The organism is Priestia sp. P5, assembly GCF_029522155.1.
Classification (GTDB): domain Bacteria; phylum Bacillota; class Bacilli; order Bacillales; family Bacillaceae_H; genus Priestia; species Priestia megaterium_E.
In genome coordinates this window covers 3,015,023-3,039,366 of record NZ_JAKWFJ010000001.1, presented here as the reverse complement: position 1 = coordinate 3,039,366, position 24,344 = coordinate 3,015,023, and the positions used below count along the sequence as shown (strand labels likewise).

The 24,344-nt window shown below is 34.8% G+C and carries 26 protein-coding genes; 18 read left to right on the top strand and 8 right to left on the bottom strand.

The genetic code is table 11. The annotated features are described in order from the left end of the window. Positions 1-2 precede the first annotated feature (2 nt). Positions 3-1,295 (bottom strand): VTT domain-containing protein, encoded by a 1,293-nt coding sequence (locus MMB69_RS16095; protein WP_264409077.1) that lies wholly within the window; start codon positions 1,293-1,295, stop codon positions 3-5. 474 nt (positions 1,296-1,769) lie between these two features. Here MMB69_RS16095 and MMB69_RS16090 point away from each other — a divergent pair, with 474 nt between their 5' ends. From MMB69_RS16090 to MMB69_RS27315, 4 genes are all read left to right on the top strand, one after another. After that, positions 1,770-2,972, top strand: coding sequence for an MGDG synthase family glycosyltransferase (locus tag MMB69_RS16090; protein ID WP_221782419.1), 1,203 nt, complete (start codon positions 1,770-1,772; stop codon positions 2,970-2,972). A 1-nt stretch (position 2,973) separates the two neighbouring features. Beyond that, positions 2,974-3,672 (top strand): polysaccharide deacetylase family protein, encoded by a 699-nt coding sequence (locus MMB69_RS16085; RefSeq protein ID WP_221782421.1) that lies wholly within the window; start codon positions 2,974-2,976, stop codon positions 3,670-3,672. Positions 3,673-3,975: 303 nt separating this feature from the next. Further along, on the top strand, positions 3,976-4,098 hold the full coding sequence (locus MMB69_RS16080; RefSeq protein ID WP_260506589.1) for a hypothetical protein: 123 nt from the start codon (positions 3,976-3,978) through the stop codon (positions 4,096-4,098). Between the two features lie 704 nt (positions 4,099-4,802). After that, the gene (locus MMB69_RS27315; RefSeq protein ID WP_481861876.1) at positions 4,803-5,015 is read left to right on the top strand and encodes a YczF family membrane protein; all 213 of its coding nucleotides are present in this window, start codon (positions 4,803-4,805) and stop codon (positions 5,013-5,015) included. Between the two features lie 9 nt (positions 5,016-5,024). Here MMB69_RS27315 and MMB69_RS16075 read toward each other — a convergent pair whose 3' ends face one another. The 3 genes from MMB69_RS16075 to MMB69_RS16065 are packed head-to-tail and all read right to left on the bottom strand — an operon-like array spanning position 5,025 to position 8,875. Continuing rightward, complete coding sequence (locus MMB69_RS16075; RefSeq protein WP_221782423.1) at positions 5,025-6,128, bottom strand: GerAB/ArcD/ProY family transporter; 1,104 nt, start codon at positions 6,126-6,128, stop codon at positions 5,025-5,027. 19 nt (positions 6,129-6,147) lie between these two features. Continuing rightward, positions 6,148-7,341 carry a Ger(x)C family spore germination protein gene (locus MMB69_RS16070; protein ID WP_221782425.1) on the bottom strand — a complete coding sequence of 398 codons (1,194 nt, stop codon included), beginning with the start codon at positions 7,339-7,341 and terminating at the stop codon, positions 6,148-6,150. Between the two features lie 31 nt (positions 7,342-7,372). After that, the gene (locus tag MMB69_RS16065) at positions 7,373-8,875 is read right to left on the bottom strand and encodes a spore germination protein (RefSeq protein ID WP_277447985.1); all 1,503 of its coding nucleotides are present in this window, start codon (positions 8,873-8,875) and stop codon (positions 7,373-7,375) included. Positions 8,876-8,981: 106 nt separating this feature from the next. On the opposite strand from MMB69_RS16065, the gene MMB69_RS16060 reads away from it, so the two are divergent. Beyond that, positions 8,982-9,137 (top strand): hypothetical protein, encoded by a 156-nt coding sequence (locus MMB69_RS16060; RefSeq protein ID WP_221782429.1) that lies wholly within the window; start codon positions 8,982-8,984, stop codon positions 9,135-9,137. Between the two features lie 260 nt (positions 9,138-9,397). Here MMB69_RS16060 and MMB69_RS16055 read toward each other — a convergent pair whose 3' ends face one another. Beyond that, positions 9,398-10,291: an AraC family transcriptional regulator gene (locus MMB69_RS16055; RefSeq protein ID WP_221782431.1), complete on the bottom strand. Its 894-nt coding sequence runs from the start codon at positions 10,289-10,291 to the stop codon at positions 9,398-9,400. A 353-nt stretch (positions 10,292-10,644) separates the two neighbouring features. Between MMB69_RS16055 and MMB69_RS27310 the strand changes: the two genes are divergently transcribed. Beyond that, complete coding sequence (locus MMB69_RS27310) at positions 10,645-10,971, top strand: NDxxF motif lipoprotein (protein WP_221783405.1); 327 nt, start codon at positions 10,645-10,647, stop codon at positions 10,969-10,971. Between the two features lie 91 nt (positions 10,972-11,062). On the opposite strand, the gene MMB69_RS16050 is transcribed toward MMB69_RS27310, so the two are convergent. Next, positions 11,063-11,284 carry a hypothetical protein gene (locus MMB69_RS16050; protein ID WP_221782433.1) on the bottom strand — a complete coding sequence of 74 codons (222 nt, stop codon included), beginning with the start codon at positions 11,282-11,284 and terminating at the stop codon, positions 11,063-11,065. A gap of 699 nt (positions 11,285-11,983) precedes the next feature. On the opposite strand from MMB69_RS16050, the gene MMB69_RS16045 reads away from it, so the two are divergent. Together MMB69_RS16045 and MMB69_RS16040 are read left to right on the top strand one after the other, a co-directional pair. After that, on the top strand, positions 11,984-12,148 hold the full coding sequence (locus tag MMB69_RS16045) for a hypothetical protein (RefSeq protein ID WP_221782435.1): 165 nt from the start codon (positions 11,984-11,986) through the stop codon (positions 12,146-12,148). Positions 12,149-12,283: 135 nt separating this feature from the next. Beyond that, complete coding sequence (locus MMB69_RS16040; RefSeq protein WP_221782437.1) at positions 12,284-12,988, top strand: hypothetical protein; 705 nt, start codon at positions 12,284-12,286, stop codon at positions 12,986-12,988. Between the two features lie 447 nt (positions 12,989-13,435). On the opposite strand, the gene MMB69_RS16035 is transcribed toward MMB69_RS16040, so the two are convergent. Further along, positions 13,436-15,658 (bottom strand): MMPL family transporter, encoded by a 2,223-nt coding sequence (locus MMB69_RS16035; protein ID WP_269870988.1) that lies wholly within the window; start codon positions 15,656-15,658, stop codon positions 13,436-13,438. A 135-nt stretch (positions 15,659-15,793) separates the two neighbouring features. Here MMB69_RS16035 and MMB69_RS16030 point away from each other — a divergent pair, with 135 nt between their 5' ends. The 6 genes from MMB69_RS16030 (at position 15,794) to MMB69_RS16005 (ending at position 20,295) form a co-directional block, all read left to right on the top strand. Next, positions 15,794-16,414, top strand: coding sequence for a TetR/AcrR family transcriptional regulator (locus MMB69_RS16030; RefSeq protein ID WP_221782441.1), 621 nt, complete (start codon positions 15,794-15,796; stop codon positions 16,412-16,414). A gap of 333 nt (positions 16,415-16,747) precedes the next feature. Further along, positions 16,748-17,521 carry a TerC family protein gene (locus tag MMB69_RS16025; RefSeq protein ID WP_221782443.1) on the top strand — a complete coding sequence of 258 codons (774 nt, stop codon included), beginning with the start codon at positions 16,748-16,750 and terminating at the stop codon, positions 17,519-17,521. A gap of 548 nt (positions 17,522-18,069) precedes the next feature. Continuing rightward, positions 18,070-18,267 carry a spore coat protein gene (locus tag MMB69_RS16020; RefSeq protein ID WP_221782445.1) on the top strand — a complete coding sequence of 66 codons (198 nt, stop codon included), beginning with the start codon at positions 18,070-18,072 and terminating at the stop codon, positions 18,265-18,267. 17 nt (positions 18,268-18,284) lie between these two features. Continuing rightward, a complete protein-coding gene (locus tag MMB69_RS16015) occupies positions 18,285-18,575 on the top strand; it encodes a spore coat protein (protein WP_221782446.1) in 291 nt (96 codons plus the stop codon). A gap of 260 nt (positions 18,576-18,835) precedes the next feature. Further along, a complete protein-coding gene (locus MMB69_RS16010) occupies positions 18,836-19,162 on the top strand; it encodes a YflT domain-containing protein (protein ID WP_221782448.1) in 327 nt (108 codons plus the stop codon). A gap of 746 nt (positions 19,163-19,908) precedes the next feature. Then, a complete protein-coding gene (locus tag MMB69_RS16005) occupies positions 19,909-20,295 on the top strand; it encodes an STAS domain-containing protein (protein ID WP_264409083.1) in 387 nt (128 codons plus the stop codon). A 357-nt stretch (positions 20,296-20,652) separates the two neighbouring features. Here the strand turns inward: MMB69_RS16005 and MMB69_RS16000 are convergent, their stop codons facing one another. Next, the gene (locus tag MMB69_RS16000; protein ID WP_047751259.1) at positions 20,653-20,865 is read right to left on the bottom strand and encodes a hypothetical protein; all 213 of its coding nucleotides are present in this window, start codon (positions 20,863-20,865) and stop codon (positions 20,653-20,655) included. Between the two features lie 548 nt (positions 20,866-21,413). Between MMB69_RS16000 and MMB69_RS15995 the strand changes: the two genes are divergently transcribed. From MMB69_RS15995 to MMB69_RS15980, 4 genes are all read left to right on the top strand, one after another. Continuing rightward, entirely contained in the window at positions 21,414-22,127 is a 714-nt protein-coding gene (locus MMB69_RS15995) for a GntR family transcriptional regulator (protein WP_221782450.1), read from the top strand. Positions 22,128-22,267: 140 nt separating this feature from the next. Next, positions 22,268-22,609 (top strand): PTS lactose/cellobiose transporter subunit IIA, encoded by a 342-nt coding sequence (locus MMB69_RS15990; RefSeq protein WP_014460688.1) that lies wholly within the window; start codon positions 22,268-22,270, stop codon positions 22,607-22,609. 1 nt (position 22,610) lies between these two features. Continuing rightward, the gene (locus tag MMB69_RS15985) at positions 22,611-22,919 is read left to right on the top strand and encodes a PTS sugar transporter subunit IIB (RefSeq protein ID WP_098333468.1); all 309 of its coding nucleotides are present in this window, start codon (positions 22,611-22,613) and stop codon (positions 22,917-22,919) included. A 14-nt stretch (positions 22,920-22,933) separates the two neighbouring features. Then, positions 22,934-24,340 (top strand): GH1 family beta-glucosidase, encoded by a 1,407-nt coding sequence (locus MMB69_RS15980; protein ID WP_221782452.1) that lies wholly within the window; start codon positions 22,934-22,936, stop codon positions 24,338-24,340. Positions 24,341-24,344: the final 4 nt, after the last annotated feature.

Below are 24,344 nucleotides of genomic sequence, written 5' to 3'. Positions count from 1 at the left end.
CACTATAGATTAATACCTTTCATAAGACGGAAGGTTTCAAGAAGCAAAACGTTTAACCCTAGCCATACTCCTCCAAATACATATCCTGCTGCAATGTCACTGGGATATTGTATGCTCAAGTACAAACGACTAATCGCAATAAGCAATAAAATAAGAATGGCTGCTATTGGTGCTAATGTAGGAACCCATAATCTTTTAGAGTGTCGAACCATCATAAACACAGCAAACCCATAAATAACAAAAGCCATTAAAGACTGCTCGCTTGGAAAGGTGTATGAAAGGTGTTCTATCAACGACTTTCTAATAGGGGAGAAATGATGAAAAATTCGTCTCAGGCTTTCTTCGTACAGCTCTCCGCCGCCTGTAACAACTACCAGAGATAGTAATTCAATTTTTTTATCCCTGCCTTTCCATAAAATCCATAAAAGTGTAAAGAAAATTAATACCACCAGCACTTGCCTGGATCCCAGCATGAAAAGTATCCGCATTGGTACATTCCAATCTTTATTAAAAAGGGCTGTTATTAATAGACTCGTTATTTTGTTAAAATCTCCAAACTCGTTTGCGATAAAGTCTTGCGTCATTCCAATCATAAGCAGAATAAACCCTAATGTAACTAATGCTGTAAATATAAAAACAAGACCTGCCCGTTTCCGCGTATGAAACACATTTACTATCCACTTGAGGAAATTAATTGCTATCTTTTTAATCGTTACTTTGAACTTTTTATAAATGTAAATAGCAACGAACAAACTTACAGCTGCAATCATCCCAATGACAAAATACTTCTTAATAGAATGATGAAACTGTTCCCACTGAGGTCCTAATAACTTTCCTAGAGTAATAAATGTGGTGACCCAAAGAAATGATCCGCTATAGGCGTACAGTGCATACGTACGAAAGGGAAGCCGAGTAATTCCTGAAAAATATCCTGTAATATGTCTAATAACTGGGAGGAAATAAGCAATAATCAACAGCTTGTTTCCATGTACACCAAACCATTTTGACATTCTTTCAATTCGCTCTGGTCCCATATGAAGGGTTTTGCCATATTTATCAAAAAAGGGAGTCCCTAACTTATAGCCTACCCCGTAAGCTATGGTCATTCCAACCATACTCCCCATACCAGCCACCAGGATACTTCCGACCCAACTTAAATGTCCTTGAAAAGCAAGAACCCCAGCGTAGCCCATGAGAAGCTCCCCTGGAAGAGGAAGTGCAAGAAGTTCCAGCATCAATGCTAGAAACAGCACGATATATCCGTATTGATTTATATAAGATGTGATAAAATCCATGGTTTGTCCTTCTTTCATAGTATGTATTTACCTAAAGCACAGTTAGTAACTTAAATTTTATTGAAAATAGGAGAAGTGAAAAGGTTAATTTCACCTTTGCTTTTTTTAAATGTAGCACTATTTATAAAAAAAACTGGCTTTTTCATTGATTTTTAATGTTATTTTTAGCCTATTTTTAATTACAAAACGTAGACTGAAAATGTGCTATTTGAAAGCGCAACTTAAGACTGTATATTATTTCTAATAAATAGTGTAAGAAATTCCTAAACAATCTATGTAACGAAAAAGAAGAAAAGATACACCACACAAATTGATTAAAAAGGCTAAATACCCGGTATTAATTTTTTATTATGTTTACTCTTTTATCAGTAGAGTAATTCTTTACACGCATAAACAAAAGAACAAAAAGACGTGGTGAATAGTTCAAATTTCATCATATGACAAAAGAATAAAAACTATAAGGAGGGAAAAGTCATGAACAATCCTGAAAAAGATAAATACCTCATTCTTTCCGCTACATTTGGAGAGGGGCATAAACAAGTGGCAAATGCGATAAGCGAGGCAGTAAATGAGATGGTTGCTGATGCTGAGCCTATTACCATGGATATCATGGAGTGGATTCATCCCAACCTCTATCCAATCAGCCACTATATTTATAAAAAAAGCATTAAGAAGTTTCCTCAAGTGTATAGCTTTTTGTATAAAAAAACTCGTGTGAAAAATTCGTTTTCCGTTAAGCTAAATTCGATCTTTTTATCGGGTATGCAAACTGTGCTTAAAATCATACAGGAAATAAAACCGAAAGTAGTGGTTAGTACCTATCCATTTGCCGCCGGGATTATATCGAGATTAAAAGAGCAAGGGTTAATTGATATTCCAGCGGTAACCATCATCACAGATTATACGGATCATTCTTATTGGATTCATCCCTCTACAGATCAATATGTGGTAGGGTCTGCTCGATTGCGTGATCAATTAATTGCGTTAGGGATAGAGGCAGACAAAATTAAAAACACTGGAATACCTGTACGGAAAAGATTTATGGATGTTCTTCCAACAGACCTTCTCTTAGATAAATATATGATCAATCCAAATATGTTCACCCTACTCATCATGGGAGGGGGCGACGGATTTTTTGGAAAAGGACTTTCAACCTTTAAGGCATTAGAATCCATTTCCACACCGATTCAACTTTTTATAGTATGTGGTAAAAATAAGAAATTAAAAACACAATTAGAGTGGGAATTAAAAGATTCGAAGCATGACGTGAGAATTTTTGGATACTGTGAAAAGGTTGAAGAGTTAATGGCCATTTCAGATTTAATGATCAGCAAGCCGGGAGGAGTAACAACCTCTGAGGCAATGGCGATAGGTTTGCCAATACTGCTTTATCATTCGTTACCAGGACAAGAAGAAGACAATGCAGAGTATTTATGTCGTTCGGGATTCGCACTGTTTGCACAGTCAGAAAAAGAGCTAATTGCGCAAATTGAAAATCTTGTCCGCGATTCAGCACCTTTAAGATGGATGAAACAAAGGATGAAAAAATATCAAACCAAAACATCATCCATGGAAGCTCTCCATGTCATTGTCGAAGCAGCAAGGTGCGTTCCATTACGTAACGTAACAGATAGTAGAACGATACAAAAGCAAAAGGAGATAGAGGTGAGTATATAATATGGAGTTCATGATTTCTGCTATTATTTTTTTAATTTTATTATACACCGTTATTCCGTATTTCCTATCACGTAGTCTAGGAGTGAACGTAGTTAAAAGAGGAAGGGATTTATCTAAAATTGCTTTTACCTTTGATGATGGTCCGAATCCTATTTATACGCCGATACTTCTTGATTTACTGAAGAAAAATGAGGTGAAGGCAACCTTTTTTGTGGTCGGTACTAAAGCAGAAAAGTACCCTGAACTCATTCAGCGTATGCATAATGAAGGCCACTTAATCGGAATTCATAACTACGTGCATCACTCCAACTGGTTTATGTCGCCTTGGAAAGTTAGAAATGGACTTAAGAATACAGCCAAGGTGATTAAATCTATCACTGGAGTCACACCTATTTATTATCGACCGCCTTGGGGAATGCTCAACCTTTTCGATTTTATTAGAAGAGGTAAATATAAGATTATTCTATGGTCAATCATGGCGGAAGATTGGCGAACCTCTGGCGGAAGCGAAAAGATTAAACAACGCCTAGCCAACATAAAAGGCGGGGACGTCATTTTGCTGCACGACTGCGGAGATACGCTCGGGGCGGAATCTGAAGCTCCAAGAAACACAATTAATGCGTTAAGAGATGTATTAAAAACAGTGCAAACAAAAGGATTCACTTGTGTCCGTGTTGATGAATTGGTAGAGAAGCTATAGGTAGTAAGAGGATTATCTTTATTAAAGCTTGCGAATGAAATTTTAATTCTTGTTATTACAGTAACTAAATATCTTGTCTGTTATAAAAAAAGAACCTCTGTTTTAAAGAGGTTCTTTTTTATAGCCAGTAAAAATATATGGTAATATAATCATATATTGGTTATATTTATAATTTCGTGATTTTTAAAATCTATGTTGAATCAGCAGTCAATTTAAGCGAAATCTATGAAAGTAGGGTAGTTCTTGAAAAAAGTTATTTTGAAATTCTTTGTATATTTTTTAATCTTCTTTGGAGGAAACTTAATGATTAATATTCTGTTTACTTCTAATTTCGATCTTTTAACAGCATTTTCAACCGCTTTTGGAGTTTCCTTTGGGATTGCTATCTTTAGGTATTATACATATAAAAAAGGCAAGGAAGCGTAAAGTGCTGTGTTTTTGAGTCAATACATAAAAGATTTTATTAGAAACTTAAATGTCATAGTATTAAATTATAAAAATTTTGAGGTTTAAGATGGGAAATTTGTTGAATTACATTTATTTTTTTATTGCCATTTTAGTTGGCTTGTACTTTTTTATCACCAATAAACACTCTAGAAAGCCACTATTCATGTTGTTACTATCGATGCTTTTATTTTATAGCAGCGCGTATTCTTTTTACTATAAAACTTACCCAATTAACTTACTCAGTACATTATCCATACTTGTGTTTTGGTGGATCATTCTTTTATTACTAAGAGAGATTTATTCTAGAGAAGAAAATATTTTCTGGTATCTTTGTTTAATCTATGTAGCGCTATACCACTCTTTGCATTATGTTTTTGATTCATTGGCTCAAAAGAACTTTTTGTATGGATTTATCTTTTATGTTTATACAAATGTAGGATTACTTCTGCTTGGCTTGTACTATTTCTTAAGAGTCTATAAAAATAGAACCGTGCATTAGATTGAACAAAGCTCCTTGGAGATCATTGTCCACAATTCTTGTTGCGTTAAATTTTTATAACAGATTACTTTGCAGAAAATCAATTATTTTTCATCATTTAATAAATATTATTAAATCTCATGGACGCCTTGTATATTTTTATATTATTTACCGCAATTTAAAAGAAAAAGGTGAGGCTGATATAATGACTAAAATAATTCCATCCTTATGCATTTTGCTGGGGGCTTATGTTCTTATTGTATTCATCGACGTTTTTCAGGGAAACTATATGTTTCAATCGCTTTATAACATAAAACAGTATTTTACAACTGCTCGGGGGGAGGATTATTTTCTCACCATTTTATTCATTTTAATGTTCCTATTTTCTAGTATCTTTACTCTTTTAAACAAACAATAGCCTCCCTTGTCATGAAAGGGAAGGCTTTATTTTTTGTTTTATAAACGCTGTAATCAGCAATAAAAGGGGAATTCCTATATGTAAGGGGATATGAAGCAAATAAGGAACAACTTTAAGGCCCTCATTTATATGAGCTTGGTAGCTAGGAGCAATCATCAGTGATGAGAAAAAAATAACACCGCCAATTAAATAAATGTATGTAACAGAAGGCTTTATTCGAAATAAATCAGTTGCACCAATCACAGCGCAAAAGAAATAGATGGTTATTTTAACGAAACCTAAAATGACCATTAGAATAAGAATTAAAGTATCCAGCCTTTGAATAAAACCACCTATATTGATGTAACTCACAGCTGTAAGAGCTGGGAAAGAAGATCTTAGTACCACATCTGGCCCCAGTACACACAAAAGAACAATTGAATTAATAGTTAAGAAAATCCCTCCTATTATGATGGCAGATAGGCCAACTTTTGTAGCCTGACTCTTTTTATTTAAATAAGGAAGGATCATAGTAAAAGTAATCAATTCTCCAAAAGGGACAGTAATACCAAGAGGATATAACTCTTTTCCTATGTTTCCCCATCCATTTGCTAATACAGGTTGAAGATTTTCCAACTTTATATAGCCTCCTAATATATACAAAACATTCAGGATCAAAAGAGTTAGCAAAATAATAACAAAACATAAACATACAACTCGTGCGAACGCCTCTACCCCTAAGTAAACGCTATAAATTAAAACAAGGGTCATGCATATACCCAGTGTAATAATGGATGTCCCATAGTAAGAGGAGCTAATTAATAATTCTTCAAAGTCTCGTAATACCCTGGAAGCAATATAAACAAAATAAATAATATAGGAAAAACTGATGATACCGCCTATGTATTTTCCGAAAATTTCAAGGATGTAACCAGTCAACGGCATATCAGGATATCTTTTATATAAGGAGATATAGACTAAATATAACACGCATCCAAAAACAGTGGCCAAAAGAGGCACCATCCATGCATCTTGCTTAGCACCCTTTCCTATATCTAAAAGTAATGTACTTCCTAATGTAAATATAAACATCATACAAAATAATTGAATTCCATCAATTTTTATTTTACTCAATGCCTTTTCACCTCCTTATTTATTTTATCTCATAAGTATTTGTTCGCATTCCGCTATTTACTATGTTGGCGTTGACCTTTATCGATATCTTAGCATCTGAAAATAGGTCATCCCAATTCTGTTTATGGTGACGCCAATAACTTGGGTTGGTTCGAGATAAGCTATCACCAAAACCGAAAATGTCTGTCTTTTCTTTTTGCGCGATGCAAATAGTCTCTGTAATTTGTTTTTTTAGTTCACTTTGTATTTTTTTTTCAAATTCTTTTAATACCTTAGGGTTGCTTAAATCTATACCATATGAAGTTTCCGTTATTTCTCCCATTACATTCAAATTTGTATGAACGATAGGCTGGTCATGACGTATTTCTGTTTTTATTTGGCTTTTTACTCCAGTCATCGTGACGGTGGCATTCTCCTTTTCACCAAGAGGTAACACAAGAGCTGTATTTTTCACTTCAGATGTAACAAATTGAACAGATCGAGCCTTTTCTTCATCCAGCCATCTCACTAATTTTCCTTTTCTAAACATAGCTAGTCCCTTTACCTGCATAGCACTCGGGTTCGTCCTTTCTAAATTACCTGCTTGCTTCTCGTTCTTCGAACCCTTATTAATACTAATTCCAGGAAGAGATAGGTCCTTACCTTCACTTGAAAGCGCGGAAATGACTTCATATGCCTGTACATTACTAACTATTCCGTACATTTTTTGGTTATTTTGGCTTGTACTAAGAATACTTTTGACCGGGGTAACCTCAAAAGGTTCAATCACACCAAGCAAATTCTCAGCAGTTCCACCACGTGCAATAAAAATTGGAATACTAGTACGTGCTTGTTTGCCTCTATCTAAAGCATCAAGTGATAGGGCAAGGCCATTTCTTGCTAACTTTTCACCGAAAATAATAAGGGAAAGGTGTGAAGTAACGTGTTCTCTCGGAATGACAACCGAGGCTTTTTTTAATGCCTCAACTAGCGTTTGGGCAGTTACCGTGTAGTTGATAACAGGGAGACCCTGCCCCCCTGAAGAACTGCCTTGTGATAGACCACTTGGATTAATGACTTGATATGTTACTTTATAAGGTTGTTCCGAGCTGTCATTTTGATCAATTCCCATTCCTATAATAACGCCTATTTGGTTTAATTCTCGATAGTTTGAACAACCAGAAAACAATAAACAAATGGCTGTGATCCATAAAAGTGAAAGGTTAGTGTTCATTTTTTTATCCTCATTTGTCTTTATGCAAGTTTTATTTATTTTGCTGTTTTTTGAAAAGCAATGGTAAAGGGAAACGAAACAAACCATCCTTTTGCTTTTTAAAACGAAAAGGAGCAAAAGGAGCAAAGTAGGGTATGCCGAAAGACCTTAGGCTGCTCATATGAAGCCATATACATAAGGTCATAAGCAAAATTCCATACAAACCAATAAATGCTGAGATTATAATTAAGATAAACCGAAAACCGCGAGCTGCATTGACCATACTAGTAGTAGGGAGTGTAAAACTGCTAATAGCAGAAATAGCAACAATGATAACTACGGCTGCTGATACAAAACCTGCTTCTACAGCTGCTTGTCCTAGAATAAGTGCCCCTACAATGGATACAGCTGGGCCAATTGCTCTAGGCATTCGAATTCCAGCTTCTCGTAACATCTCAAATGCTAGTTCCATTACTAACATTTCTATAATTGCGGGGAAAGGAACTTTTTCTCGTTGAGCCATTAAGCTCACCATTAAGGTGGTTGGAATAAGCCCTTGGTGGTGTGTAATTAATGCTAAATAAATAGCTGATGCATACATGGAAAGAAAAAAAGCCCCAAATCTTAATAATCTCAAAAAAGAACTAATATAGTAGTTTTGATAATAGTCCTCTGGAGACTGAAAGAACTGAGAGAAAACAGCAGGCGCGATTAACACAAAAGGTGTTCCTTGAATGATGATGGCAATTCGTCCCTCCAATAAATTCCCTACAACGCCATCAGGCCGTTCCGTATTTAATAGAAGGGGAAAAATAGTCGTTCGATCATCTTGAATAAATTCTTCAATATAGCTTGATTCAAGGATACCATCTATATCAATATCCTTTAACCTTTTTTTGATTTCCTGCACAATGCTTTCATCTGCAATTCCCTGAATGTACATAATTCCTATATCCGTTTGGGTTACATTTCCGATTTTCATGCTATCTAAGCGCAAATTAGGACTCTGAACCCTAGCTCGAATTAAAGAAGTATTAGTCCTTAAATTTTCTGTGAAACTATCTTTTGGTCCTCTAACAACCGTTTGACTTGTTGGTTCCGTTACTGTGCGGGACTGGAGTTTTTTTGTACTAGCAACAAATGCTTTAGAACTTCCATTCAGCAGTACTACTGTATCTCCAGCTAAAACTGCTGACATGAATTCATTCCAACTCTCTTTTATCGTTAATTGTGATACAGTTAAAATCTGATGGATTCGTTCTTCTATCTCTGTAAAGGTTATCGCTTGATCACTTTCTTTAAGCCACTGAATTAAAGGATCTACAATGTTTTCATTTATAATGTTTTCATCAGCTAATCCGTCAAGATGAATAACGGCTACTTTTAACGTTTTCTGATACGGAGACTCAACTATTCGAGATGACACATCGGAACTATTTCCTAATTCGTTCAAGAGCCTCTCTATATTTTTATTTACATCATCATATAAGGGAGTTGCTGAACAATCTGTTGTCTTTTTTTCCTTAGATTTTTTTAGAAGATGTCTTTGTCGCACTTTTTACCACCTTTTATATGAGTGAATATTTGTTTATACAACGAGTAACGTTATCATTCCTATAAAATGTAAAAAATATGCACGTAAGGAAGATACATAAAATAAAATGATAGGAAATGTATCTAACTTTGTTTTCTATTTTGTCGCATTAGTTGAACGTCAAAATAAAGCTGAGGATTCTTTAGAGTTTTTAGATGAAAATCAAAGCGGTTTAGCTGGTATTACTTTATATCCAGTGACAGATCAGCAGACATTGTTTTAAGAGTGAAGGAATTGGAGAGAAAAGTACCTTACATTTCTCTGTATATCTGATGTTTTTATGGCCGATATCGTACATTATGATAATTAAAAATGAAGTGAATATTCACATTGATTGATTCCAAAATTCCCAACACGAAATAACAAAAAGCCCTCTCTTAAATTTAATGCTTAGAGATTGGGCTTTTGTACAGGAATATCTCCAATATTGTAAATGAATTTCTACTTACACTACCTCTCTACTAATCAAAAGAGCGCTCTCTTTCATGCCTTAACGCTCTGTTTTTTCACAGGAATGTAGATATCAATTTCTTTGTTTTCTGAGCCATAGCATCTTTTGTCATATAGTTCAAATTCCATTGATCCGTAGTGCTCATACCCTGATTTTGGGAACCATTCTGTAAAAACATAATTCCATGTGGACTGAATAGAAGAAGTAAAGGATTCTTCATCTGATTTTGGTGTAGTAAATACAGCATATTCTAGTTCAGGGAAGCTTCTGTAAACTGTTCCTTCGGGTGCTGGAGTGTCTTTCTCTACTTCCATGCCAATTACATAAACAAACTCACCCGTTTCAGGATTAAAATCAGTGCAAATGCCAAGCTCCGCGTTTTCGTTTATGGGATTTGGTATTTTAGAGCCCAAGCCATTTTGCATGTACTGTTGCCAAAATTCAGGAATGTCTTTGTTATTCTGGCCACCTTCGTTCTTTGTTTTTAGCTCATATCCAATGACATAAAAAGCAGGTTTAGTGACTAGTTTTGGTTCCATCTTATTTCCTCCTGACAAAAGTGTGGTATTTAGGTAGGCTTTTCCCCGTAGAGGTCCAGATATTGTTGGTGCATTACGGTATTGTTTCGGTGAAACATTATAAATTTTTTTGAACGCTCTGTTAAATGATTCTTGATAGTGGAAGCCAACATCAAGTGCAATATCAATCACTTTTTCATCTGTGAAGAATAAGCGTTCTGCTGCGCGTGTAAGCCTTCTTTTTCTCACATAATCCATCACAGATTCTCCCACCATTGCTTGGAAGACCCGGTGATAATGAAAAGGAGAAAAACAAGCAATTTCTGCTAACTTTTCTAAAGTAATTTGTGTCTCCAAATTCTCCTCAATGTAATCTAGCGTTCGCTGTATACAAGTTACATAATTCATTTGCATTCACCTACCTTACGTTCACTATAACAGCAAACAATTCTTTGTTCTTAACATTTTTTGCTACATTTATTTAGTTGAAGATTATTTTGTGATATACGCCTCTAGATGTATAGTCCTAAGGGAATTTTAATATTAAAATTCCTTATGTAAATTAATGGTACAAATATATTGTTAAAGAGAGCGCTTGAATTGAAGAAAATTTGTTTTAGCTTAATAACTATCTTTTTATTAGGTGCTTGTTCTTATCAGGAAAGTACAAAAGCAGCTAGTGAAAAAATTGTATTACCAACTTCCATATTTAGTTCATCGAAAAATAATGACCTAATTGATGAAAAAGAAATGAAAAAAGTATAAAGACATACTTAGATACTAGCGAGGATTTATCCAACATTAGGGATCAATTTGAAGGAACTATAGATTCCGATGAAAAATTAAATGAAGCTGAAGCGAAAAAATTCGAACAATTAAAAGACTTGGTCAAAGAAAATGATCATAACTTTTCTAGCTATATATCTCACAATACTTTACCAGAAGGATATAAAAAAGATTCAAAGAGAATTAGCCGCTATATTATGGGTTCCAATCAAATTTTGGATGAACTGGATCAAGCAATCGATGACATGGTTGAGCATATGAGTAAAGGAGATTTTTCTGAAACAGAAAGAGAACTGAAATGAAGAGAGTTAAAAGCGTGGACTGAATTCAGCTCGCGCTTTTATGATGGGGGATCATACTTAACAGAAGCTATATCATTTTAACTCAGAAATGTTAAGTAGAAAGTTTCTTAATATCAGAGTAACAAGTACGAAGCGTATTCTCATACTCAGATTCGTATCCTGTAAATACCAGATTGCTTTTTTTATTATCATAGTGAAGTCCGAATTTCTTTACATCATTTCTCAATATATCTTCACTAATTTTGATGGAAGAAACAATATCTCCACAAGTAGCACCATTATTTAGCTTTTGAACAATCTCACCTATTAACAAATTACGACCTCCAGTAGTATACGTTTCTTAAGTAATAATTTAACCTAAATAGCTGTTTTTATGAACGTTGTACGAAAAGCCATTCTAGATTATTAAAATTTACATCGAGCACTTCGTTTGCAAACTAGTGAATTAATTAGTTTTTTTCCTTTTACGATAATTATTAAAATAGTAAATTAAAAAAATTCCAATAAAAAAGCAAATAAAAAGACCGATGAGACTTTATATTTATACATCTTTTTCTCCAGTTAATCGGTCGTAAATTACTCTGAAGATCACACCAACGAAAGAGAGAAGAACAGCTGTTATGGCAATACGTAAAAAGTTAATAAAATCACGCCTTTTGATAAAGTGTATTACCCTTTTTTTAGCTATTATAAAGGTTTAGCAATAAAGATTTTTTGCTTATTAACCAAATTTCTGTAAATCGAAATTATTCTTTCTATTAGTAAATATGCCAAGTAAGGGAGACCCTACATGTTTGACTTATTGGCCTTTGTAAATTAGAGATTGGGTGAGAGCAACAAGTCAGCTTTTTCTAAAGAACGTTTAATTCCAATCTCACCAAAATCAATTTCCATTGTGGGTTTTCATGCTTGTGGAGATGGCTATGTTCCATTTATATATATATTTGTTTATTTATCCTTAGATTGGATATATAATGTATTTAATAAAAGAAAATTATACGGAGGAAATACTATGAAGAAAGCCTTATATTATGGGGGATGGGTTGTCGTTTGTTCGTCACTGATTACTTTAGCTGCTGCTATTTACTCAAGTTCCTCGCCTGTGAATCAGGTACCGGCAATTCAAAAGGGAGTTTCAGAATTCGACGAAGAAGATGAATTTATATTAAATTATTAAGCTCTTGTGGAAGTTTGGGGAGCTTTTTTTAATTGGAATTATACATAAAATAGGAGAAATAAATTGTTTAAAATGGTAAGAAGGTTCTATAAGGGAGCTTTTTCGTTTACTTTTATAAAATATATGGAGGATATAGTGAAAAAAACATTGATTTACATAGTTGTTCCGTGTCTCGCTCTATTTCTTAATGGCTGTTCTTCTACTCCAGAGCTTGATTTAATTAAAATGGATTCAGATCACTCTATTGAAAATTCAAAGTTAGCTAATTATTTAGCAAATGGCTCTGAAAGTATTTCATACTCTTATAAGGAAGACGACGATAAGTATGAAATTAATGTCAAAGCAAAGGTAAATAGCGCATTTTATGACAATAATCCGTTGGGTATCCTCAATATCCTTTCTAGAACTGTGCAGGATATTGACAGTGATATAAGTGACTATTGTGGAAGAAAAGATTGTGATTTTGGTACTCTAAAAGTAGTTTCAGCTACATCAACCAACCAAGACCCATATTCTATGAAAATAGATAGCCATGATAGGGATGAAGTTTTAGTATACGGTGAAGTGAAATATAAAAGGGATGACTTGACCTATTATAAAGGCCCTGACTATAACGAGAATGAAGATGTTCTTAGTTTTGAGGATGCTGTCTATGAGTATATGGAAAATAAATTTAATCAAATGACAAACGCTGGTCAGAATTACATACCAGAGGTAGATGATCCGAAGGTATTGAAAGCTGCTGCTTTACAATTTGATATTGCCGAAAAAGAAGCAAGTGATATTTACATTAGCAAAGCAGTACAACATGGAGAAACGTATATGATGGTAAATGAATGACTACATATTGACTACATATTATAGAAACTTTCCGTTGAGAGAAGAAAGAAATTCATTTTATTTTGCTAAAAAAACAAAATGAATTTCTAGTTATGTATGATAAAATGCTAGGAATTCTCGTGTATGAACGGCTCACTTTTTATGAGGTATGTATAATTTAAAAAAATTCAAAATTTTGATAAACAAACGATGTATAAAGAACTTTATATACCATATTTTATATACCATAAATGTATAAATCCAACCAGCCCTAGTATTAGCCATGGGCTGGTTGGATTGTTTGGTTCCCAGAGGAGACATTATGTCGACTGGATCGAGTTTTATTTGAAATCATAATTGCTTAAAAGGCAATTATGATTTCTTTTTCCTGATATTTGCCATTTTCTTATTTTTACATCCATAGAACCTATATAGTAAATCAATTATAAAACATCTCTGTTTGAATACTTATCGCTCTTTTTCTGATACCATTTTAACTTTACCTGGCCAGAAAGCAAATCTTCCTAAAACCGTAGTGATCGCAGGTACAAGGAATGGTCTTACGACAAATGTATCTAACAGAACACCTAAAGCTGTAATAATTCCGAACTGAACGAGAACTTGAATCGGCAGTGTTGCTAGAACCGCGAAAGTAGCAGCTAAAATGATTCCAGCTGATGTAATAACACCACTTGTTTCACTTACCCCTTCTTTAATTGCTTGCTTTAACGGCATGTGCTTCTTTTTCTGCCAGATGCTTGAGATCATAAAGATATTATAATCCTCACCAAGCGCCACTAAGAATACAAATGCGTATAAAGGAATTGCTCCTTGAATAGCATCTGCCCCCATAATATTATGGATAATGAGCCAGCCTAACCCTAAGGCTGCACTGTAGGACAAGATAACCGTTCCGACCAAGTAAAGCATGGCTACAATGGAACGCAAGTAAGCCAATAGCAGGAGCGATATAAAAATAATAATTAATGGGACAATAATACTGTCGTCTTTATCACTCGTGGTCATTGTGTCATACTGTGTTGCTGTTTGACCGCCGATCCATACTTTGGATTTGACAGCGGAAACTCCGGACTGTGACAGTGCCTTTTCAGCTGCATCTCTCAAGTCTGGAATAGCTTTCATTGCTTCTATACTATATGGATTCACATTAAACGTGACGTCATATACTTTTAAATCCTCATTATTTGTACCACTTTGAGGTGCAGAAACGGTACTAATAAGGTGATTTTCCTTTAATACTTTTTCAAGGTCAACCGATTTTCCTTCCGTATCAATGACTACTTGTGCCGGTGCTAGTTCACCAGGAGAGTAAGCATCAGAGATAATCGTAAATCCTTCGCGAGAAGGCATATCTTCAGGGAAAGAAGACAATAAATCATATGTGTACTTGATTTGACTTGAGTAAATGGACAAAGCTCCAAAAAAGACTAGACAAGCTACAATGATTGTCCATGGTTTAGTCGTGACCACATTACCAATCCAATTCCCGAAACGGTTTTTCTCTTTTCGGTCACGCACCGGTTTTCCTTTCTTTTTCGCCAATTCCTCTTCCATTTCAGGAGTACGAGGAACGAAAGGATAAAAAGAACCTCTTCCCATAACCGAAAGCAGGGCGGGAATAAGTGTTAAACTTGCTAATCCCATAACTAGAATAGATAAGCTAAAAGGGATTGCAAAACGGTGGTAAGCACCGTATTTTGCTACAATCAAGGCCAGAAGAGAGATGACAACTGTAAACCCACTCATAGCTATAGCACCTGAAGCACCTTTAAAGGCGTTAATAAGTGCTTGTCTCTTATCTCTTACTTTGCGAAGCTCATCGCGATAATGAGAAATTAAAAATAAACAATAGTCTGTTCCTGCTCCAAATAGCAAGACCGTCATAATGGATATGGACTGCGAGTCAACCGTAATCCATTCTTTATCTGCCAAAATACCGAGAATCGGACTCAGAACCCCATAGGCAAAACCTACACCGATTAAAGGAATAATCGCTAAAATTGGGGAACGATAAATTACAAGAAGTAAAATTAAGACTAATAAAACTGTCGCGATTAGTAAGGAAACGTCTGCTCCTTCAAATAAGCTAGTTGCATCTACTTGAATTCCTACAGGTCCCGTAACACGCGTGCTTAGCTTATCTTTTGCATCGATATCTGTAGCAAAAGAATCATATGAAACCTGTTCTTTTACTTGTTTTTTAATCGTGTCTAGATTTTTTTCTAGTACATCCGTTTCAACGTTTTCTTTAAAGAAAATGGGCTGTACAAGCGTTGTACCGTCCTTCGAAATCATTTTTTGTAAAGCTGCTAACGGTAATTTGTGCAAAGGCGGAGTAGACGTTTGTTCTTCTAATGGTTTCTTTTCTAAATCTGCCGCCACTTGCTGAATAGATTTTAAGTCATCGGTATTCAAACCTGAATCTTTATGCCATGTAAGCAGGGCAGGAACCCCTGAAGAGTTAGGGAATTCTTTCTTTATGAGATTTTCAGCCTCTACGGAAGGTGAATTCTCACTTAAGTTTGGTGCATTGTTCACTTCCGTTTTATTAACGGCAGGCCAAGCAATTGTTAGAACTGCAGTTGCCAGAATCCATACTGCAATAACAACCCAACGACTCACTTTTCCAGTCATCAATCGACTGAATGTTGCTAAAGGTGATTCTTTCATTAATTCTCCCTCATTTCCAAATCTGTTTGTTTCTATTACAATATATATAGAATCTTCAATAATTATATATACCAGAAGGTTAATTAATCAACTAGTTTAAATGTGCCAATTTCTTGAACTAGAAGGAGGGCCCTTATGAATGCGAATCAGACGCCGAAAAAAAAGCCTGGCAGACCTAAAATAACAACTGAAAATAATATAACAAGAGAGCAAATTTTAAAAACAGCTGCCCATCTCTTTATGGCATATGGATACGAAAAAGTTTCAATGGAGCAAGTGGCTGAAGCAAGCGATGTGACCAAGGCCAGCGTTTACTACTATTTTAAAAATAAGGCAACTTTGTTTACCGTTTCGGTATCAAGTATGTTCCAACGTATCACAAAACAGACGGAGAAATTATTACAAAATTCCAATGGGCTGAAACACAGATTATATGAGGTAACATTAGATCATTTAAAAAGACCGCATATTGATTTTGAAACATTATTGCAAGAAGCGACTTCTTCGCTTACAGAAGGTCATATTCATGAAATTCGTGAAGCGGAGAAAGCGATACATGAGGCATTAGAGAACGTATTCAAGCAAGCTGCAAACAGCGGAGAGATCGTCGTAGCAAGTCCCAGATTGCTTGCGCATACATTTTCCACGGTAACAATGATTCGGAACAAAAAAGAATTAATTACAGAATTAGGAGGCCCTGAAAAAACGGCTCAGGCTCTAGTGGACCTTTTTTGGGTAGGGATTAGTCCTAATTAATTTTCTTATTCCACTATAAAAACCGGCTGTAACATATTGGTTAATATGTTACAGCCGGTTTTTTTATCGTTCACAGGTACTTCTTGAGAAAAGGGGAAGGGCATAATAATAATAATATGGTGACTTTCTAACCTATGTAAGTATGTTGACATAAACTATTTACTCACATACTGGAATTCATAATTATGTTTATTCTAAAAGTTGTTCAACCGTTGATTAGTGTTAAAAAAATGAAAATCTCATCTTTTAGAGTTTACTGCAGCATATATGGTTATTCTATTGTAAACAAAACCTTTAGCATAACAGCTTACATTTTGGAAAGGAGAAAAATGGATGGAATCTATTTGGCTCGAATACGTATGGGCATTATTGATTCTAATCGGGTTAGAAGGATTATTATCAGCTGATAATGCTCTTGTACTAGCAGTTATAGCTAAACATTTACCCGAGGATCAGAAGAAAAGAGCGATTAATTACGGAATTCTTATGGCGTTTATTTTTCGATTTGGAGCTCTTTTTGCCATTTCATTTATCGCCAACGTCTGGTGGATACAGGCGATAGGAGCAGCTTATCTTCTTTATTTAGGTTTAAAGCATGTCATTAAGGCACGGTTTGGGAAACACAATGAGAATATTCATAATGATGATGAAAAGGAGTCTGCTGGAAAAGGATTCTGGCCGACGGTGGGCAAAATTGCGTTAGCCGACCTAGCTTTTGCCATTGATTCTATTTTAGCTGCGGTTGCTATAGCACTTGGACTTCCGGATTCACAGTTTGGAGAAATCGGTGGTATGGACGGAGGGCAGTTTGCAGTTGTAGTTCTTGGAGGGATTGCAGGTCTTATCTTAATCAAGTTTGCAGCGACCTGGTTTGTAAAACTCCTTGAAAAGCGACCTGCCTTGGAAACGACAGCATACGCCATTGTTGCCTGGGTAGGGGTGAAACTTGCTGTTATTACTTTTGCGCATAAAGATATTGGTATCTTAGATCCTCATTTTCCTCATAGCACTATCTGGACTCTAATTTTCTATGGAGTATTAGTTGGTATTGCTCTATTAGGTTGGTTTGCACCGGGCAATAAGTCATCAGAAAAATCATCGGTCTAGAAGGTAATCGAGTGTGATAATCACCCTGAATTCATCAATTAACCTTACTCTTTCCTTCCAAACTGATCCTCGCTTTAATATTTAAAAGCATGTTTAGATTTTATAGAAAAGTGAGTTTTGTTGATTCAAGTGTCACTATCAAGTGCGTTAATCCAAGCCAGATTAACGCACTTTTTAATTGAAATGGTTGCGCAAACGAACCTGGTTATTCTATTTATTATTTTTGTTTCTTTTACGATAATCAGTAAAGCAGGAAATTAAGAAAATCACACCTTTTTACAAAATGTATTACCCAATTTTAAACGATTAAAAAGGTCTAGAAAGACTTACAATTTAAGGTTCATTGAAGGGTTACATATTACACCTAAAGGGATTTATTCTCCAATAAAACCGAAGGTCAATTGCAAAAGATAGGTGATTATTTTTGCTAGTTTTAATATCCCAGTTTATTTTTCTAAAATTCCAAAAAAATAATCAATACTTGTTTAAATGGAAATGATTTGGGAATATAATTCACAAGTCAAAAAAATGACAAGGAGGATGCAAACATGGCAAAGGGACTAGCTATGCACGAAACGCTAGAAGTTCATGAAATCTTAACGCTTAAAACATCATGTGTAACAAAAGGAACAGCGATGTTGGGATTGGTAGAGGATGAGGAATTAAAAAAGATTCTTGAAGAAGATGTTCAAACATCTACTGAAGCGATTAAAGAATTGAAAAAAATCTTAAAGAAAGCTCAATAAATAGGAGGGGTAGAAAAATGGCCACTAAAAGTACTCTTACTAAAACGTTAGATGATCTTGCTATTGCGACTGATTTATTATTATCAGCTAAGAGTGGTGTACGAACATATGCTGTAGCGCTTACGGAAACAGCGACGCCCGAAGTTCGAAAGGTATTAAAAAAGCAATTAGATGAAACCATCGAGCTTCATGAAAGGATTGCTCAATATATGATTGATAATGAAATGTATCACGCCTATGATGTAGAAGAACAAGTAAATCACGATTTAAAAAAGGCAGATAAAGCGTTAGATTTAGCGAAAGGTTAACTAAAATTCCCCCTCTGACAATAGAGGGGGAATTTTTTTAAGGTTACATAAAAAGTTCTCTTTTGATATTTCTACAAAGGAGAAGAAGTCTATATTTTATTCTCTTAGAAGTAGATAATTTACCCCCATTTTATACAATATTTAGATGATATTTTATAGTCTTTTATCCCATATCCGAATAAATTGGTTTTAATTGGCTGCTGAAGGATACACCTATTAGTAGAACGACATATTCTATGGGGATAGAGGAGGAGAAAATAGTGAAGGAAATTAAAGTAGCAGAAAATAGTGGTCAGGCAAATAAGTTTATTGAAGAGTTTTTTGCCAACGGGTTTAGTAAAAACGAAATTTATTTATTGACCTATAATAAAGAGCGCTCGGAATATTTAACAAATACAACAAATACAAAAGAATATCGAGCTTTTGAACAAGGAGTTTTTGAATCTGCAGTTAATAAGTTATTTTCTCGTGAAGATGAACTTCATTCTAAAATGGCCTCGTTAGGTTTAACCCAAGAAGAAGCTAAACACTGTGTCGGTGAAATGAAACAGGAACGTATAATCATTATTGCAAAAAAAGATATGTAATGGTTTTTTCTTGCAATAACTTTCGAAGAAACTAACTGATCGAGAACTATTAGTAAATCATATTAGCATGTTGCCTTATATATAATATTTGTTCTTCTGTACGAAGGGTTTATGAATAGGAAAGATACTGAACGAAAAGTATATTACTAGAGTCGTTTACTACTCTCATATGGAGGTGAAAGGGTAATGATTCAATTTTTTGGTATCCACATAGGGACGTTATACTTTCCTACAAGTATCCTTCTAATTACTTTATTAGTTTTAGTAGGTTTTATTATCTATTTTCTTAGTAGAAGAAAAAGAAATAGAGATCAAACGATTCATTCAAATGAGAATAGGGTAAAGGGCAAAAGAGGAAAAGATAAAACTCTGTAAATGATCTAAAAGAAAAATTAATATATTTCGTCATCAAAAAGAATTCCAGTTTGAAGTCAAAGTAAATTATTTTCACCTATTGTTCCTGATACAGCCTTACACCATATTTAACCGGTGAGAAGGTATGATCTAAATAAATGCAGAGAGGGCCCTTGAATTCATTTCCAAGGGCCGTTTTTGTTTGTATTCTGTAAAGAACAAACGACCTTTTAATCTTTTATTTTCTTACTATTTCTTATTTATAACTTCAACAGAAACTTTATTATCGTTTTTTAAGATTTTAAACAAGCAATTGACCCCTTGATAAATTTGAAGTTGAATTATATTGTCATCCCTTGCTGCTGGGAGATAAAAAAGTAATCCAAACCTATGTGAGAGATATTACGGTAAAAAAAGAGAGTGAAACAAGACAAAAAGAAATAATAAAGCAAATAAATGAATTGTCTACAACCCTTGTTCCTCTTTTAGAGGGAATCGCTGTACTTCCCTTAGTAGAAGCCATAGATGAGGAAAGAGCAAATCAACTTTTAATGGCTGTTCCAGTAAAAGTGCAGACGCAAAATATAAATTGTTCAATTATAGATTTTTCCGGTATTTATACATTGAATTCAATTGTAACGGAGCATCTTTTTAAAATTAATAGCGTTATGTCACTACTTGGAGTGCAATGCATCTTAACAGGATTAAGACCAGAATTATCTCGCTCTGCTGTACAACTAGGTATTAATTTAGATTCTACCCGACAATGGCTACTGTAAAAAACGCACTTCATTTTTTAGGAATTACTTCTAGTAAATAAGCTGTAAAATGAAAATAATCAAAGCAACTTTTACAATTTTAAAGATACATATCATATAAATCTTTAGGTGGTGCTGAACCTTTTAGAGGAATTTTTTAATTATTTAATTAAAGGAATAGTGGCATCATCTTTACGGTTTCGTACTATTTTAAATATTTTTAGGTGGTTTTTTAAAATTAGATTTGTATCCTGTATACATTAGAAAAACAAAAGAAACTCCTGAACATATATTAGGAGTTTCTTTTGTTTAAAATAATATATTGTGCAATTGCACGTTTGTTAAATAAAAGATAGAAGAATCATTGAATTGCTTTCTTCAGTTTAAGATCTTGTATAAAGCTTCAGAAGCGTTATCTATATCATAATCGTTATAATTTAAGGTTTTTTGATCCGTAAGTGTAGTGATTTGAAAAATCTTAGATGTTTTACAATACGACAATTCCAGTACTTCAGGAATGGTATGAGTAATAGCGCTATCCTCATACTGAATAAGAGTATAAAGCGTTTTTTTTATTTCAAGTATATTCATAAAAGTACCTCTTTCCATTATAAGGAAACCCAGGGTACAAAGAGACCATATAATTTTAATTTATGTTCTTTCTCTATTGTAACATATGTACGTATAGAAAAATACCTGCCGAGAACAGACAGTATGATGTGAATTTAAAAATAGTTCTTTATAGATGGAAAATAAGATTACGCATTTAATTAATTAGCGGATACCGTTCTCTCTAAAATCGAGGGTTCGTAAAAGTATAACTAAGGGATCTTTGTTTTGATTTTACCGTATTATTATAAATATCAGGTTCAACTAACTTCTACTTCCATGTAACGGAATCCAAAAAACGCATAATATGTAACGCAGTAATTTTTATTTGATTTTTCTGTCACACTGCTCCACTAATGTCCATTCGGTTTTGCATGTACATAAATAATACACCTTAGATAAAATATACTTGGTTTATTGTCCCATTTATAGTAATCATCCATTTTAACTACTGTCATGATTACGATTTCAGTATTTTATGCTATAATAATCCCTAGTTTTTTAGTTTGTATAGAGAGGTGTAAAACGGAATGATTCCAAAATACCTGCAAGTAGCTGGCCAAATTGAATCTGATATTACTGAGCATGTTTATCAAAAAACAAACAAACTTTTGACTGAAGATGAATATGCAGCAAAGTATCAGGTGAGCCGTAATACAGTACGAAAAGCAATTGAAATTCTCGTAAATAAAGGATATGTATATCAAGTTCAGGGCAGCGGTGCATTTATTCGTAATCATCATAACAGTGGATACGTTAACCTTGAAAAGCTACAAGGAGTTACCAATGACTTTAGTGACCGTCTTGTAGAAAACAAGCTCCTAGATTTTAAAGTAATTACTGCGGACGAGGAACTAGCTCAAAATATGGGATGCAAGATTGGATCACCTATTTATTATGTGAAAAGGCTAAGATATGTTGATGGAGATCCATTTTCAATTGAAACTTCATATTTTAACAAAAATCTTGTTAAATATCTTGATGAAAATATTGTAAAAAAATCTATTTATACATATTTACGCAATGACCAGCAACTAGCAATTGGCTTTGCAGATCGTGTTATTCGTGCCGATTATCTCATGTCTGAGCAAGCTGGTTTATTGGGATTAAAAGAGAACGATCCGGCTTTGGTGGTAGATAATACGGTTTATTTAATAAACGGTGCTATTTTTGATTATTCACAGTCAGTGCATCACTTCAAACATGTAAAATTGCTAAAAGTATCAAATATGAAGGGAAGTTAAGGTGCAAAGAGAGCTCAGGGCTCTTTTTTTTTGTCTGAAAATAAAAAAAATAGTTTACATATGAATCTGAGTGAGTTATTATAAATTTATAAAATTTGTACCAACAAATTAAATTTGTACTTACGAAAGGGTGTACATATATGGTTGAAGAATCGATTGAGATTAGCTCTGAAGATATCTTTGGATTAATTGCATTTTCAGGTGATGCTAAAGCGAGCTATCACGCTGCTTTACATCTGCTCAGAGAAAATAAAGTAGAAGAGGCAGAAGCAGAAGTAGCAAAAGCGAATTCAATTTTAAACGAAGCACATGCTATTCAAACAAAATTTGTCACACTAGAGGCCCAAGGAAAATCGGCACGGGTTGGTGTATTGATGGTGCATGCCCAAGACCATTTAATGAACACGATTTTAGTAAAAGAGCTATTGGATCATATGATGACCATGCAAAAAGAAATTAACTTATTGAAAGGGATGAATTGATATGGTGAAGATTGGATTATTCTGTGCAGCAGGTATGTCTACAAGTATGTTAGTGGAGAAAATGAAAGCGTTTGCCGGTGAGCGTGGTGTAGAAGCTGAGATTGCAGCTTATCCTGAATCGGAGATGGAAAAGTATGTTGATGATATCGATGTTGCTTTATTAGGTCCTCAGGTGAAGTATTTGTTGAACAAAGGAAAATCTGTTTGTGAGCCAAAAGGTGTCGCAATTGATGTCATTAACACAGTGGATTACGGCATGATGAATGGTGCAAAAGTACTTGAACACGCAATTAAATTAGCGAATAAATAAACGAGGTGAATGATTTGAAAATGCCAAAAGATTTTTTGTTCGGTGCTGCTTCAGCTTCCTACCAAGTAGAAGGTGCATGGAACGAGGATGGTAAAGGAGTTTCAAACTGGGACGTCTTCTCAAAGATTCCCGGTAAAACATTTGAAGGAACAAACGGTGATGTGGCTATTGATCACTACCACCGATATAAAGAAGACATCGCACTTATGGCGGAGATGGGGCTGGAATCCTATCGGTTCTCCATTGCCTGGACACGTATTCTCCCCAACGGTACAGGTGAGGTAAATAAAAAAGGATTGGAATTCTATAATAATGTCATTAATGAATGTTTAACACATGGAATTATTCCGTTCGTCACATTGTATCACTGGGATCTTCCTCAAACGCTTGAAGAAGAAGGCGGCTGGCTAAACCCTAAAACAGCAGATGCATTTGTCGAATTCGCCGATGTTTGTTTCAGAGCATTCGGCGATCGAGTACGGAATTGGATTACCTTTAACGAAACCGTTATTTTTTGTTCGTTAGGCTATTTAACCGGTGCTCACCCACCAGGAATTGAAGGGGATGCGAAAGCATACTTTCAGGCGACACATAATGTGTTTGTGGCTCATGCCCGTGCAGTTGAACTTTTTAAACAGTCAAGCTATGAGGGTGAAATTGGCATTACTCATGTTTTTAACCCGGCGTTTAGCATTGATGAGGACGAAGAGAACAAATTTGCAGAAAGACATGCGAATGCCTATTCGACACATTGGTATTATGATCCAATTTTGAAAGGATCTTATCCACAATATGTAATAAAAGAGCTCGAAGCTAAAGGGCTACTCCCGCAAATGACAGAAGAAGAACTGGATTTGCTTCATAGAACGGCACCTATGAATGATTTCATCGGTTTAAACTATTACTGCCCACAGCGCGTAATGAAAAACGATTCAGCGCTCGTATTGTCTGGTGGACGTGAGAACTCAACAGGTAAACCTGGAAATCCTTCATTTGACGGTGTATACAAAACAGTCATGATGGAAGAAAAAGTATATACTAAATGGGGATGGGAAATTGCTCCTGACGCCTTTCTAGAAGGGATGCGTATGCTTAAAGAACGCTACGGAGACATCAAAATGTATATCACGGAAAACGGTTTAGGAGATGAAGATCCTATCGTGGGTGAAGAGATTCATGATCAACCTCGAATCGACTATATTGAAAATCATTTAAGCGCTGTCAAAAAAGCTGTCATGGAAGGAATTAACGTCTCAGGGTACTTTGCATGGTCTGTCATTGATTTGCTTAGCTGGTTAAATGGTTATAAAAAACAATACGGGTTTATTTACGTCGATCACAAAAATAATCTTGCAAGAAAACGAAAGCAGTCATTCTTTTGGTACAAGGACATTATCGCTACACGTGCAGAAGAACTTTAAGGAG